The organism is Streptomyces sp. NPDC058008 (assembly GCF_042886395.1).
GTDB lineage: Bacteria > Actinomycetota > Actinomycetes > Streptomycetales > Streptomycetaceae > Streptomyces.
Window position 1 is genome coordinate 187,568 of record NZ_JBHVQX010000016.1, and the last position, 12,300, is coordinate 199,867.

Here is a 12,300-nt window from a genome sequence, read left to right on the forward strand (position 1 = left end):
CCCCGGGGGGGGCCCCCGCCGGGGGTGCTCCTCGGGGGGGGGGGGGGGGGGGGGCGCGGCGCCGCCGGGGGCGCCCTCCCCCCGGTCCGCGTGGGGGGGCCCCGCCGCGCGGCGCGGCCCCCCCCCCGACGGTTCCCTCGTGCCGTGATCAGTCGTTGTCGGCCTGCTCGTTCGTGATCGTGCCCTTGGCCGCGTCCACGTCGAAGGTGGTCTTGTTCCAGTCCTTGGAGACCACGTCGACCTTCCAGACCAGGACCTGGCTGCTGTTCTCGCCGAGATCGGCCGAGGTGACCCAGCCCGGCTGCTTGGCCATGGCGGCCTTGGCCGCCTGCTGGGGCGTCTGCGTCGCCTTGGAGAGCTCGTCGGCCAGCTTCGTCTTGTCCGCGTCGCTCTGACCGGCCTCCGGCGCGGAGCTGATGACCGCTCCGGACACCGCGTCGATGGTCACCTTGTGCGCGGTGCCGTCCGTCTCCACGACCTGCGCGATCCACTTCGGGCTGGTGGAGGTGCCGCTGGGGCTCGCGCTGCCGGATCCGCTGGGACTCGCGCTGCCCATGCCGCTGGGGCTGGCGCTCCCGCTGGGACTCGCGCTCATGTCTCCGGTGGCGCTGCCGGACGGGCTCGGGCTGCCGGACGCGTCGTCCTTGTCGTCGAGACCCTCCAGGTCCAGATCGGTCAGCTTGCCGCCGGACACCTCACCCACCGCCGTCGTGGCGGCCTTGTCGAAGGTGATCTTGACGGCCGACAGCAGTTCCTTGCGCTCGGTCTGCTCCTCGGTCAGCTGCGCCGTCGCGGAGGGGCTGCCGGAAGCGCTGCCCGACTGGTTCGGAAGGACCTTCGCAGCCTCGGAGGTCGCCGAGGAGGTCTCGTCACCGCTGTCCTGGCCACAGCCGGTCACGAGGGTGGCTGCGAGAACTGCGGCGCACAGGGCGCCGCCGGCGACGCGGAGCCTGCGGATACGCGGGGAGGCGGACGTGTTTCGACGGGGCTCGAATCTCATGCTGGGATGCCTAGCCGTCTCCGTCGGCACTCATGTTGTCCGACCAGCGGGTGTCACCCGTTCGACGGCACCGTACGCCCGTTCGGCGGCGTGTCGTGCGGCCCTGGGGCCGTCCGGACAGGCCGGTGGCGCCGGTTCGACGGAGACCGGCGCCACGCCTGGGAGGACCACCGGTGTCAGGCGGTCAGCTGCACCTCGGCGGGCTCCGGCGCCCCGGCGGACGGGACGCCGCGCAGCTGCGCCGCCGCGACGGCCAGGGCGTCGGGCACGGTCCTCGTCCCGGTGGTGACGCAGAGGGTGTAGGAGACGTCCTCGAGTTGCCGACCGCTCTCGGACGTGCCCAGCCGCGCGTGGGTGCTCCGCAGGGTCTCGTAGCGCTCGACGAGACCGCGGAGCGTTGCGGGATTGGCCATCAGCACGGCAGTTCCTCTCCACAGGGCGGCCCGGAGCCCGCGGGCCCCGCGCCGACGAAATCCGATCGCGCCGGCGGTTCCGCCCGGCGTCACGGCCGGCCGTGCGAGGTGACAGCACGCGTCCGGTCCCTTGCAGTGATGGTCGCCCGGCATCACCCGTTCCGCATCCCCAGTCACGGAAGGTCACGGGCCCCCGTTCCCGGAGCGGAGCGCGCCCTGTTGGGAAACAATGGGGGTGAGACGGGCGAGCGGATACTGCTGTGCCCGGTCGGGAGGTCAATCATGGATTACCCGGAGAGTTACGAACTCATCTTCCAGGCGGGCGGCGCCGAGGACGACGTCGTGGTCGTCCACCTCACGTCACGCTCCGGCGCCGGCGGATACCCGGTCTACGCGGACGAGACCGGAATCGTGCGCGCCGAGATCAGCGAGCGCGGCGAGGTGCGCATGGAGGCGAGCGGTGGCCATCAGGTCCTGGGCGCACCGCTGCTGGTGCGGCCGCTGAGTCCGCGGTCACCGGCGCACGGCACCCGCTGAGGAGCCCTGGAGATCCCCCTCATGAAAATTGAAGTCCGTTCATGCCCACTTCCTGCCCGGATGTGTTTACTTTCCTGACCCGCGACCGTAGTGTGCCCGTGAAACCACAGACACGGGCACGAAACGGATACGTAACCACATGTACGCACCGGAGCGGCAGCAGGAGATCCTCCGCATCGCAGGCGAGAGCGGGCGCGTCGACGTGCTGTCGCTGGCCGAGCAGTTCCAGGTGACCGCGGAGACGGTGCGCCGCGACCTCAAGGCACTCGACAGGGCGGGACTCGTCCGCAGGGTGCACGGCGGCGCGATTCCCGCCGGACGGCTCGGGTTCGAGCCCGACCTCGCCGAACGCGACAGCGTGGCGGCCGACGAGAAGGACCGCATCGCCGCCGCGGCCCTGGGCGAGCTCCCGGCCGAGGGCAACGTCATCATCGACGCCGGTACGACGACCGTGAGACTGGCGGCCGCCGTACCGATCGACTCGCGCCTCACCGTCGTCACGCACGCCCTGCCCGTGGCGGCCCGTCTCTCCGACCATCCGGGGATCGCGTTGCATCTGGTCGGCGGCAGGGTCCGGCACCGGACACGCGCGGCCGTCGACGCGTGGGCGCTGAGCGCCTACGCCGAGATCAACGCCGATGTCGTCTTCCTCGCGACCAACGGCTTCTCCCCCGAGGGCGGCCTGACCACCCCTGACCTGGCCGAGGCCGCCGTGAAGCGTGCCGTGATCGCGGCGGCCCGCAGGGTGGTGCTCCTCGCCGACTCGGGCAAGTCGGGGCAGGAGCACTTCGCACGCTTCGGCGATCTCTCCCACGTCGACCTGCTGATCACCGATACGGGGCTGAGCCCCGAGGACGCCCGGGCCATCGAGAGCCGGGGCACGGAAGTGGTACGCGCATGATCCTGACCGTCACACCCAACCCGAGCCTGGACCGCACGTACGAGCTTCCCGGGCTCACCCGCGGCTCCGTCCTGCGGGCCACCGCGGACCGCGTCGACCCCGGCGGGAAGGGCGTCAACGTCTCGCGCGCAGTCGCCGCCGCCGGGCACCGCACCGTCGCCGTCGCACCGCTGGGCGGACCCGAGGGCGCGCTGCTGGCCAGGCTGCTCGGTGACCACGGGATCGAGGCCGCCGGGGTGCCCATCGCGGGCAGCACCCGGATCAACGTCACGCTCGTGGAACCGGACGGAACCCTCACCAAGGTCAACGCGGCGGGGCCCGAGATCGCTCCCGCCGAGGCCGAGCGCCTGCTGGACACCGTCCGGGCCCGGTCGGCCGGCGCGGACTGGATCGCCTGCTGCGGAAGCCTGCCGCGCGGACTGCCACCGCACTGGTACGCCGAACTGGTCGCACGCAGCCACCGTGCCGGTGTCCGTATCGCCCTCGACACCTCCGGTGCCGCGCTCGTCGCCGCGCTGCGTGAGCGCCCGGACGTCATCAAGCCGAACACCCAGGAGCTCGCCGAGGCCGTGGGCCGCCCGCTCACGACGGTCGGTGACGCGCTCAAGGCCGCGCAGGAACTGTGCGAGCGCGGGGCACGTTCGGTGCTGGCCAGCCTGGGCGCCGCCGGCCAGCTGCTCGTGGAGCCGTCGGGGGCGCACTTCGCCGGTGCGCGGGTGGACGCCGTCCGCAGCGACGTCGGCGCGGGTGACGCCTCGCTCGCGGGGTTCCTGTCCGCGGGCGGCGAGGGTCCCGCGGCCCTGTCCGCGGCGGTGGCGCACGGCGCCGCCGCCGTGCAGCTGCCCGGAAGCGTCATGCCGACACCCGCCGACCTCGATCCGTCCTCGGTCATCACCACCGCGGACATCCCCATGGACCTGGCCCTCCCGGAGCAGGCCGCGTGACCCCCCTGTACCTGTCCCGTCGTACGACGCCCCCGTCCCCCGCGCCGTCCCCCCGGGCGGTCCACGAGCAAGGAGCCCGCGATGAGTGAGCTGATCACCGCGGACCTGGTCGATCTCGACCTGTCCGCCGAGACCAAGAGCGAGGCCGCCCGGTCACTGGCCGGACGGATGGTCGCGGCCGGCCGCGTCACCGACCTGGACGGCTTCCTCGCCGACGTGGCGGCGCGGGAGGCCATGATGCCGACCGGCCTGGACGGCGGCATCGGGATTCCGCACTGCCGGAGCGAACACGTCACCGCGCCGACGCTGGCCTTCGGCCGCAGCACGAGGGGCATCGACTTCGGCGCCGCCGACGGCCCCGCCGATCTCGTCTTCCTGATAGCCGCGCCCGCGGGCGCGGACGACGACCACCTCACGATCCTGTCGGCGCTGGCACGCAGGCTCATGGACCCCGCGTTCACCGACGCGCTGCGCGCGGAGGGCGACCCCGGGTCTGCGGCTGCGCTGATCCGGGGCGACGAGGTCTCCGCGGCGGCCCCGGACCCGGAGGAGGCCGCGGCGGACGCGGAGGCGGCGAAGCCGTTCCGTATCGTCGCCGTCACCTCCTGTCCGACCGGCATCGCCCACACCTACATGGCCGCCGAGTCGCTCCAGGCGGCCGCACGCACCGAGGGTGTCGTGCTCGACGTCGAGACGCAGGGCTCGGCCGGGTTCGAGCGGCTGGACCCGGCGGTCATCGCGGCCGCGGACGCCGTCATCTGGGCGCACGACGTCGACGTGCGCGAGAAGGCGAGGTTCGCCCGCAAGCCGGTCGTGGACACGGGTGTGAAGGCGGGGATCAACCGGCCCGCCGAACTCATCGCCGAGGCCCGGCGCAAGGCCGGGCGCGGGGAGATCACCGAGATCTCGGGCGACGGCGGTGAACCGGCCGGCGGTACGGGCGGATCGGCGGCGGCCTCCGGGCACTTCGGGGTCCGGCTGCGGACGTATCTGATGTCCGGCGTCAGTTACATGGTCCCGTTCGTCGCGGCGGGAGGGCTGCTCATCGCCCTCTCCTTCGCCATCGGCGGCTACGAGATCGCGAGCGCGAAATCGGTCGCCGACCACTTCGTCTGGGGCGAGACGGCCAGTTGGGCCGCCCTGCTCAACCAGATCGGGACCGCCGCCTTCGGCTTCCTGGTCCCCGTGCTCGCGGGCTACATCGCCTACGGGATGGCGGACCGGCCCGCGCTCGTCCCGGGGTTCGTCGGCGGCGCCATCGCGCTCACCGTGGACGCCGGATTCCTCGGCGGCCTGGTCGCGGGGCTGCTGGCCGGTTCGGTGGTGATGGCGATCCAGCGGGTGAAGGTGCATCCCACGCTGCGCGGGATCATGCCGGTGCTGGTGATCCCGCTGCTCGCGTCGATCGCGGTCGGTTTCCTGATGTTCATCGTGGTCGGCAAGCCGATCGCGTCCCTCCAGAACGCGCTCACCGACTGGCTGAACGGTCTGTCGGGCTCGAACGCGGTCATCCTCGGCATCGTCCTCGGCCTGATGATGTGCTTCGACATGGGCGGCCCGCTGAACAAGGTGGCGTACGCCTTCGCGGTCGGCGGTCTGGCCGATCCGACGCCCGGCAGCCTCAAGGTCATGGCTGCGGTGATGGCCGCCGGAATGGTGCCCCCGCTGGCGATGGCCCTCGCCACCGCGGTGCGCCGCGGTCTGTTCACCCGGACCGAGCGGGAGAACGGCAGGGCGGCGTGGGTGCTGGGTGCCTCCTTCATCACCGAGGGTGCGATCCCGTTCGCCGCGGCGGATCCGCTGCGGGTGATCCCGTCCGTGATGGCCGGCGGTGCGGTCACCGGCGCGCTGTCCATGGCGTTCGGCTGTACCCTGCGCGCCCCGCACGGTGGTGTGTTCGTGGTCCCGCTCATCGGTGAGCCGTTGCTCTACCTGCTGGCCGTCGCCGTCGGCACCGCGGTGTCCACCGCTCTGGTCGTCGTCCTCAAGGGCATGCGACGGAGCCCGGACGCCTCCGTCCGTACCGACGACGGGGCCGAGGTCGCCGTCGCCGCCTGACCTCTCTCCCGCCCCCGCACCTCGTGTCCCCGTCACTCAGGAGTGAACCCGTGTACCAGCGCACCGTCACCGTCGCCTCCCGCAGCGGCCTGCACGCCCGGCCCGCCTCGCTCTTCGTCCAGGCGGCCATGCGTCAGCCGGTCCCCGTCACCGTCGCACGCGACGGGGGCGACCCGGTCGACGCCCGGAGCATGCTCTCGGTGCTCACCCTGGCCGCCCGGCACGGCGACCTGCTGGTGCTGTCGGCCGTGGGCGACAGCGCCGCCGAGGCCGTCGAGGAGCTGGCGGGCCTGCTGTCCCAGGACCTCGACGCGCAGGACCGAGGGTGACGGCCACCTGGGACCCGGCGGGTGAGGGCGTCATGCGGCTGCCGTCGGGGCGGCTGGTCCGTGGCCGGGGTCTGAGGCGCCCGGTTCCTCCGGGTCCCGAGCCCACGTTCGCGGTCCATCTGCTGGGCGGACCGCCTCCCCCGGTGGCGTGGGAGTCCCGGTGGGTGCGCTGGCCCGACTTCCTTCTGCCCGCGGACCGGGCCGAGGCCCGGTCCGTGCTGGAAGAAGCGTGGGGCCGGGCTTCCGTCGAACGCGTCGAGGTGGCGTGCGGGGGCGGCCGGGGGCGCACCGGTACGGCCCTCGCCTGCCTGGCCGTACTGGACGGGGTCCCGGCGGAGGAGGCGGTCGCCCACGTCCGCCGGAACTACCACGCCAAGGCCGTGGAGACGCCGTGGCAGCGGCGCTACGTGGCGCGCTTCGCGGCACGCTGAACCGCCGCCGCACCGTCCGGAGGTCTCACGCCATGCTGTGCGGAGCCGGAACCGTGGCTCCGCCGCCGGCGCGTACCGCCTCGACGACGCTCTGATGGAGGCTTCTGCTCTCTTCCTCCGAGGGGCACGGCACCGGACTGCCGGCCAGTGTGAACCAGTCCGAGGCCCCGCTGTACTGCACGGCCACCTCGGCCTGCTTCTCGGTCCATGTCGTGTGCACGGTCAGATCACCGCTCACGACCCCTACCTCTTCGGTGCGCACTCCGCCGGTTCCCGCGAAGACACCGAGGGTGGTCCACGATGCCCAGTTCATGACGCGTCGCCTTTCGGGACAATGGCAAGCCTGTCAAGCGGACTTGATTCGAGTATGGCACCGCGGCCCGTCACTCGCACGGGTGTGCCCGTGAGTATCCGTTCGGTGACGGCGGTCCGGGCACGCGTCAGGGGTGCATGGACGCGCCCTTGAGGATCTTGTCCACCGCGTTCCGGGGCCCGTGCACCGCCAGGCCCACCAGGTCCAGCCCGTCCCTGCCCACCGCCCGGACGGCGGCCCGGTTGGCCTCGTCATGGCCGGTCGCGAAGAGGTCGGAGGTGAACACGGCCAGGGTCGTCCCCCTGCCGACCGCCTTGGCGTGCGCGGCCGTCAGGAGTTCCTTGGACCCGGCGAACACGAGGACGGGCTGCCGGAACATGGGCAGGTACGGGGTGTCGTCGGCGTCGGCGTACGGTTCGCCGATCAGCTCGGGCGTCCGCGTGCCGAGACCGCTCACCAGGAAGGCGGTGACGTTGAGGCGCTGCCAGGTCTCGAGGTCGTCCCGGAGCAGCACGGCGATCTTGGTGTCGAAGCGTACGGGTGCGTTTTCGTCGGTCATGCCAGGAGTCTGCCGAGCCGGGCGGACGGCCGTCTTGTACGAAGTTTGCACACCGCTGGAGCGCCCCGGACGCTCTTGTACGCTTCGGTCATGGGTGCACGACCGGACATCACCGCGTGGCGTCCGCGCGTCGAGGGGATCGACGAGGTCTTCCACGCGCACTTCGCCGACCACGCGTACCCCATGCACACCCACGACGCGTGGACCCTGCTCATCGTCGACGAGGGAGCGGTCCGCTACGACCTGGACCGCCAGGAGCACGGTGCGCCCAGTTCGGTCGTCACGCTGCTGCCCCCGCACGTCCCGCACAACGGCGACGCGGCGACCCCCGGGGGCTTCCGCAAGCGCGTCCTCTACCTGAACACCTCGCAGATCGACGCGGCTCTCGTCGGGCGCGCGGTCGACCGGCCGGTACTGCGTGATCCGTGGCTGCGCCACCGGGTCGACCAGCTCCACCGGACACTGGCGCACCCCGGGGACGAACTGGAGGCGCAGAGCCGGCTCGCGCTCGTCCGCGAACGTCTCGCCGGTCACCTGCGCGACGATCCGGCCGCCCCGCAGGTGTCCGACCGCAGGGTCGCGTACGCGCTCCGCGACCTGCTCGACGAGCACTTCGTGGAAGGGCTGGCGCTCCGGGACGCGGCGGAGCGGCTGCACACCCATCACACGCACCTGGTGCGGGCCTTCAGCCGCGAGTTCGGCATGGCCCCGCACCAGTACCTGACAGGGCGGCGCGTGGACCTGGCACGGCGCCTGCTGCTGGGCGGGATGCGCGCGCCCGAGGTCGCCGCCGCGGCCGGGTTCTACGACCAGTCCCACTTCTCCCGCCACTTCAAGCGCGTGGTCGGGACGAGTCCGGGACATTACGCGCGCACCGGTTCCGCGGCCTCCTGACCGGCGTGCCTCAGCGCCGCTCCAGCGCGCCGCGCACGAAGGCGGCCTGTCCCGCGTGCTGCAGGTCGTCGGCGATGACGCTGACCAGCCGCACGCCCAGGGTCACCGGCGGTGACCAGGCGTCGTCCACGACGCGGTCCAGGGACCTGCCGTCGAGTCCCCGGACGAAGGCGAGGGTCTGCTCGTGCACGGCGTCGAAGTAGCCGAGGAGGAGGTCGGCCGACGCCACCTTCACGGCCCCGACCTGCGCGCTGCTGTGGCCGTAGCCGGTCGAGCCCTTCTCCAGCGGCAGCTGGAAGCGGGACGCCCAGTCCTTCGCGAACCAGACCTGTTCCGTCCCCGCCGCGTCGGCGATGTGGTCGTCCTGGACGCGCGTGAGGTGCCACACGAGCCAGGCGACGGAGTTGGCGTCGTCGTCGAGCCTCGCGTTGAGGTCCCCGGGCGGGAGACCCTCGACCGCGGCGTGCACCGCTTCATGGACACGTTCGAACGCATCGGCGAGAATGCCTGCACTGTTCATACGACCACCATGGCCGGTGTCCGGACGGGGCCACGACTGCGACACGCGGCTCACGGGCGCACGGCGCGCAGCCACTCCGTCAGCAGGGCGTTGACCTCCGCGGGGCGTTCCTGCTGGATCCAGTGTCCGCACCCGTCCAGGAGGTGCGAGGAGACCAGGCCCGGGAGCGTCGTGGGGAAGGCGGCGATGGCATCGGCCATCCAGGTCGTGGAGGAGTCGAGCGCGCCGCCGATGAAGAGGGCCGGGAAGGTGGGGCGGGCGCCCTCCCAGACGGCCAGGTCCTCCCAGTCGCGGTCGACGTTCCGGTAGCGGTTGAGGCCACCGGTCAGACCGGTCCTGGCGAACTCCGCACCGCAGACGTCCAGCTCCTCCTCCGTGAGCCAGGACGGCAGGGCACCTCCGGTGAAACGGTCACGCATCGTCGCCCCGGCGGGCACGAAGAAGGGGGTGGGCGTTCCCGGAGGCGGCATCGTGTCCCCGGAGAGCGAGGTGTAGAACCCCGCCAGCCACCCGCGTACGTCGGGGTCGATCTCGGCCTCGGCGCGGCCGGGCCGCTGGAAGTAGCTGACGTAGAACTCCTCGTCACCGCCGATGCGGGCGAAGCCCTCGGTGGGGCGCACCGGGTTCCAGGGCGCGTAGGGGACGCTGAGCATGGCCGCGGCGGTGAACACGTCGGGCCGCATCAGCGCACCGGCCGTGGCGATGGACGAGCCCCAGTCGTGGCCGATCACCGTCGCGGTCTCCTCGCCGAGGGCGTGTACGACGCCGACGTTGTCGGCCACGTGGGCCGTCATCCGGTAGGCGTCCACGGACTCGGGGGCCGAGGAGCGCCCGTAGCCGCGTACGTCGACGGCGACCGCGCGGTAGCCCGCCGCGGCGAGGGCGGGGAGCTGGTGACGCCAGGAGTACGAGGTCTCGGGGAAGCCGTGGATCATGAGGACCAGCGGGCCTCTCCCCTGTTCCAGGAGATGGATCCGGCCGCCGGGGACGTCCACCAGCCGGTGGAACGCCCCCGGGACGGTGGTGGAGGGCTCGGCGGCGGGGGCGTGCTGCGGCATGGGAATCTCCTCGGTTCTCGGTGCCGGTTCGGCGTGACCATGATTCGGCGCCGCGGTGCCTCCGGCCAAGGGAACTTGCCGTTACGGCAAATCCCGTGACCGGGCTCGACGGACGGGCGCGGAAGGTACACGCCTGCCGAAACCCCGTCCACGCGGTTCCCACACTCCCTCGGAGCCCTTGCGGGAGCGCCCACGGGGGGGTGAGGCAGGCGTGGCCCAGCGGCCACTTCACGTCGGGCCTCCGCCCCGCGCCCGGGTCGAGGAAGACCGGGGCGAGCCTGATCCGGCGGCCTCCGCCGGCCTGTCCGAACCACGGTGCGGTGCTTCCCTGCCAGACCCGGAACGGCTTGGCGACCTCGTAGACGCGGTGGTCACAAGGGGCGTCGGCGTCGGCGGTGTTGAGGCTCTGCGGGGGCAGCGGCCGCTCCGTGCAGGTGTCGCCGGCGGGTGCGAGGTAGGTGCCGTACTCCGAACCGAAGCGGTCCAGGCGCTGACCCGTGTGCAGCTCGGCCGGCTCCCGGCCGGTCCCGCCGTCGGCCTCGGCGAACCCGTCGTGGGGCGGGTACTTCCGTAGCCCTTGGGCAACGGGCCGACGGGGGCCTGTTTCGAGGAGGGCAGCCACTCGGGGCCGAGCCGCGCGTCCCCGAGGAGCTCGCCCGTACAGGGGTCGTGCGGGACGGCGGCCGGCGTACGGGCCTGGTGCGCTACGGCGTTCGCGCCCGGAGCCGTCACCAGGCCCGCGGCGAGCGCGGTGTGGGGGACGGTTCGGGGATCCCCTCGGGGTGCCTGCGGTCGCTCGTGAGCTCACGCAGGGTGAGCGAGGGGATCCTGGCCGCGTTCACGCCGTGCCGCGCACCGTGCGGGGGTCAGCCGGGCGGGTCGGTGTAGCTGACCGTGACCTTCTCGAACCCGAGTGACCCGAGCAGGCCCTGGAGCATGGAAGTGGTGTTCTTCTCGGCCCGCTCGGTGAGTCCGCTCTCCTCGGCCGCCTCTCCGATGTGCTTGGCCGCGAGCTTGTTGACCGCCTGTTCACTGCCGGGGTTGTCGGAGAAGAAGTCACCGATCCGGTCGAGGAGTCCGCGCTGCTTGGAGACGGCGTAGGAGCGGTCCGGATCCAGGGCGGGCTTGCCCAGCACGGCGTGGGGCAGGACGAGTTCGGCCGTGGTGCGGTCCTCGTTCACGGTCACCCCGTCGGACGCGACCTTGCCGAGGTCGACGGAGGCACCGACGGTGCCCGCGCCGACGTACAGCGTCCGGGTGCCCCGGATGGCGTCGGGCAGGAACTTGGCGTCCTTCTCCAGGTCGACGACGACCTGGAAGTTGCCCGAGGCCGCCTCGTACGCGCTCATGTCCTGGATGGACTTGAGCACGGCGGGGCCGGAACGGTCGGTGGTCTCGTCCGCGAAGAGGCCGCCGAGCCCGGGGAGCAGGCTGAGCCGGGAGCCCAGCAGCAACAGGACGAGCCCCGCGGCGCACACGCCGGCGAACGGCAGGCATCCTCGCATGCGGGCACGACGGCGCGACGTGGTGCCGCGCCCGGGGTCCCCGGTTCTGTCTGTCCTTACGTCAGTGGACGTCATTCCTTGCGTGTGACCCGGTCCGGCGATTTCAGTCCGTGCTCGCGCCGAATACGCCAGATCCTGTACGGGCGTGGGGACTTGGCCGTCTCAGGCGCCGGTCGCGCCGTCCAGCCGCTCCCTCAGCAGGTCGGCGTGCCCGACGTGGCGGGCGTACTCCGCGATCATGTGGACGTGCACCATGCGCAGCGAGCAGACGGAGCCGCGCCAGGTGAACGTGGTGTCGAGCGACATGCCCGCCGCCGCCTCGTCCGCGAGTCGGATCTCCTCGACGAGACGGGCGTGGTCCTCGGGTGCGCGGTCCGGCGAGAGGTCCTCGAAGTCCGCGTCCTTGCCCTTCTCCGCCCCGTACATCGGGGGCAGCGACAGGCCCTGGAGACCTTCGCGGAACCAGATGCGTTCCACCTTGGCCATGTGGCGGATCAGGCCGAGCAGGGTGAGGTTGGACGGCCCGGTGGTCCGTTCGGCGAGCTGTTCACCCGTGAGCCCCGCGCACTTCCGCAGAAGGGTGCCACGGTAGAAGGCGAGGTATCCGGTGAGTGTCTCGCGCTCACCGGCGGTGAGCGGTCCGAAGGAGCGGGTGGCTTCGGGAGCTGTCCATGTCATCGCATGATCATGCCCCGCGCGCCCCGCTCCGCGCGAGGCGGGCCGGGACACGTGGGGCACGGTCCGGTTGCGGGGGGTTGGGGGGGCGGGGGGGCGCCCGGGGGGGGGGCGAACCCCCGGTCCGGGGGGGGCCCACCCAGGGGGGGGGGGGTGGCCCCCC

Annotated in this window: 15 protein-coding genes and 1 pseudogene; 7 read left to right on the forward strand and 9 right to left on the reverse strand. The window is 72.5% G+C overall.

Going from position 1 to position 12,300, the window contains the following annotated elements; genetic code table 11:
* Positions 1 to 148: 148 nt before the first annotated feature.
* Together ACFVS9_RS18485 and ACFVS9_RS18490 are read right to left on the reverse strand one after the other, a co-directional pair.
* Positions 149 to 1,000 carry a PepSY domain-containing protein gene (locus ACFVS9_RS18485; protein WP_389933567.1) on the reverse strand — a complete coding sequence of 284 codons (852 nt, stop codon included), beginning with the start codon at positions 998 to 1,000 and terminating at the stop codon, positions 149 to 151.
* 176 nt (positions 1,001 to 1,176) lie between these two features.
* Positions 1,177 to 1,419, reverse strand: coding sequence for a DUF5133 domain-containing protein (locus ACFVS9_RS18490; RefSeq protein ID WP_383118702.1), 243 nt, complete (start codon positions 1,417 to 1,419; stop codon positions 1,177 to 1,179).
* Between the two features lie 276 nt (positions 1,420 to 1,695).
* Between ACFVS9_RS18490 and ACFVS9_RS18495 the strand changes: the two genes are divergently transcribed.
* From ACFVS9_RS18495 to ACFVS9_RS18520, 6 genes are all read left to right on the forward strand, one after another.
* Positions 1,696 to 1,950, forward strand: a complete 255-nt coding sequence (locus tag ACFVS9_RS18495; RefSeq protein WP_383118703.1) for a DUF6296 family protein — start codon at positions 1,696 to 1,698, stop codon at positions 1,948 to 1,950.
* Between the two features lie 139 nt (positions 1,951 to 2,089).
* Positions 2,090 to 2,851, forward strand: coding sequence for a DeoR/GlpR family DNA-binding transcription regulator (locus ACFVS9_RS18500; protein ID WP_383118704.1), 762 nt, complete (start codon positions 2,090 to 2,092; stop codon positions 2,849 to 2,851).
* Entirely contained in the window at positions 2,848 to 3,795 is a 948-nt protein-coding gene (gene pfkB / locus ACFVS9_RS18505) for a 1-phosphofructokinase (RefSeq protein WP_389933571.1), read from the forward strand. The genes ACFVS9_RS18500 and pfkB overlap by 4 nt, the downstream gene beginning before the upstream one ends.
* An 81-nt stretch (positions 3,796 to 3,876) precedes the next feature.
* Complete coding sequence (locus tag ACFVS9_RS18510) at positions 3,877 to 5,853, forward strand: fructose-specific PTS transporter subunit EIIC (protein ID WP_389933574.1); 1,977 nt, start codon at positions 3,877 to 3,879, stop codon at positions 5,851 to 5,853.
* Between the two features lie 50 nt (positions 5,854 to 5,903).
* The gene (locus tag ACFVS9_RS18515) at positions 5,904 to 6,182 is read left to right on the forward strand and encodes an HPr family phosphocarrier protein (protein ID WP_383118707.1); all 279 of its coding nucleotides are present in this window, start codon (positions 5,904 to 5,906) and stop codon (positions 6,180 to 6,182) included.
* The gene (locus ACFVS9_RS18520; RefSeq protein ID WP_389933577.1) at positions 6,179 to 6,613 is read left to right on the forward strand and encodes a protein phosphatase; all 435 of its coding nucleotides are present in this window, start codon (positions 6,179 to 6,181) and stop codon (positions 6,611 to 6,613) included. Before ACFVS9_RS18515 ends, ACFVS9_RS18520 begins: the two co-directional genes overlap by 4 nt.
* 25 nt (positions 6,614 to 6,638) lie before the next feature.
* Here ACFVS9_RS18520 and ACFVS9_RS18525 read toward each other — a convergent pair whose 3' ends face one another.
* Together ACFVS9_RS18525 and ACFVS9_RS18530 are read right to left on the reverse strand one after the other, a co-directional pair.
* On the reverse strand, positions 6,639 to 6,926 hold the full coding sequence (locus ACFVS9_RS18525) for a hypothetical protein (protein WP_383118709.1): 288 nt from the start codon (positions 6,924 to 6,926) through the stop codon (positions 6,639 to 6,641).
* A 127-nt stretch (positions 6,927 to 7,053) separates the two neighbouring features.
* Positions 7,054 to 7,485 (reverse strand): DUF2000 family protein, encoded by a 432-nt coding sequence (locus tag ACFVS9_RS18530; protein ID WP_389933579.1) that lies wholly within the window; start codon positions 7,483 to 7,485, stop codon positions 7,054 to 7,056.
* Positions 7,486 to 7,575: 90 nt separating this feature from the next.
* On the opposite strand from ACFVS9_RS18530, the gene ACFVS9_RS18535 reads away from it, so the two are divergent.
* Positions 7,576 to 8,379 (forward strand): AraC family transcriptional regulator, encoded by an 804-nt coding sequence (locus ACFVS9_RS18535; RefSeq protein ID WP_389933582.1) that lies wholly within the window; start codon positions 7,576 to 7,578, stop codon positions 8,377 to 8,379.
* A 10-nt stretch (positions 8,380 to 8,389) separates the two neighbouring features.
* Here ACFVS9_RS18535 and ACFVS9_RS18540 read toward each other — a convergent pair whose 3' ends face one another.
* The 5 genes and pseudogenes from ACFVS9_RS18540 to ACFVS9_RS18560 form a co-directional block, all read right to left on the reverse strand.
* Positions 8,390 to 8,899 carry a DUF664 domain-containing protein gene (locus ACFVS9_RS18540; RefSeq protein ID WP_383118712.1) on the reverse strand — a complete coding sequence of 170 codons (510 nt, stop codon included), beginning with the start codon at positions 8,897 to 8,899 and terminating at the stop codon, positions 8,390 to 8,392.
* Positions 8,900 to 8,949: 50 nt separating this feature from the next.
* The gene (locus ACFVS9_RS18545) at positions 8,950 to 9,957 is read right to left on the reverse strand and encodes an alpha/beta fold hydrolase (protein WP_389933585.1); all 1,008 of its coding nucleotides are present in this window, start codon (positions 9,955 to 9,957) and stop codon (positions 8,950 to 8,952) included.
* Positions 9,958 to 10,153: 196 nt separating this feature from the next.
* Positions 10,154 to 10,692 (reverse strand): annotated as a pseudogene (locus ACFVS9_RS18550) (TNT domain-containing protein); the annotation flags it as partial.
* 131 nt (positions 10,693 to 10,823) lie between these two features.
* Positions 10,824 to 11,537, reverse strand: coding sequence for a DUF4230 domain-containing protein (locus ACFVS9_RS18555; protein WP_389933588.1), 714 nt, complete (start codon positions 11,535 to 11,537; stop codon positions 10,824 to 10,826).
* Positions 11,538 to 11,624: 87 nt separating this feature from the next.
* Positions 11,625 to 12,140 carry a DinB family protein gene (locus ACFVS9_RS18560; RefSeq protein ID WP_389933590.1) on the reverse strand — a complete coding sequence of 172 codons (516 nt, stop codon included), beginning with the start codon at positions 12,138 to 12,140 and terminating at the stop codon, positions 11,625 to 11,627.
* Positions 12,141 to 12,300: the final 160 nt, after the last annotated feature.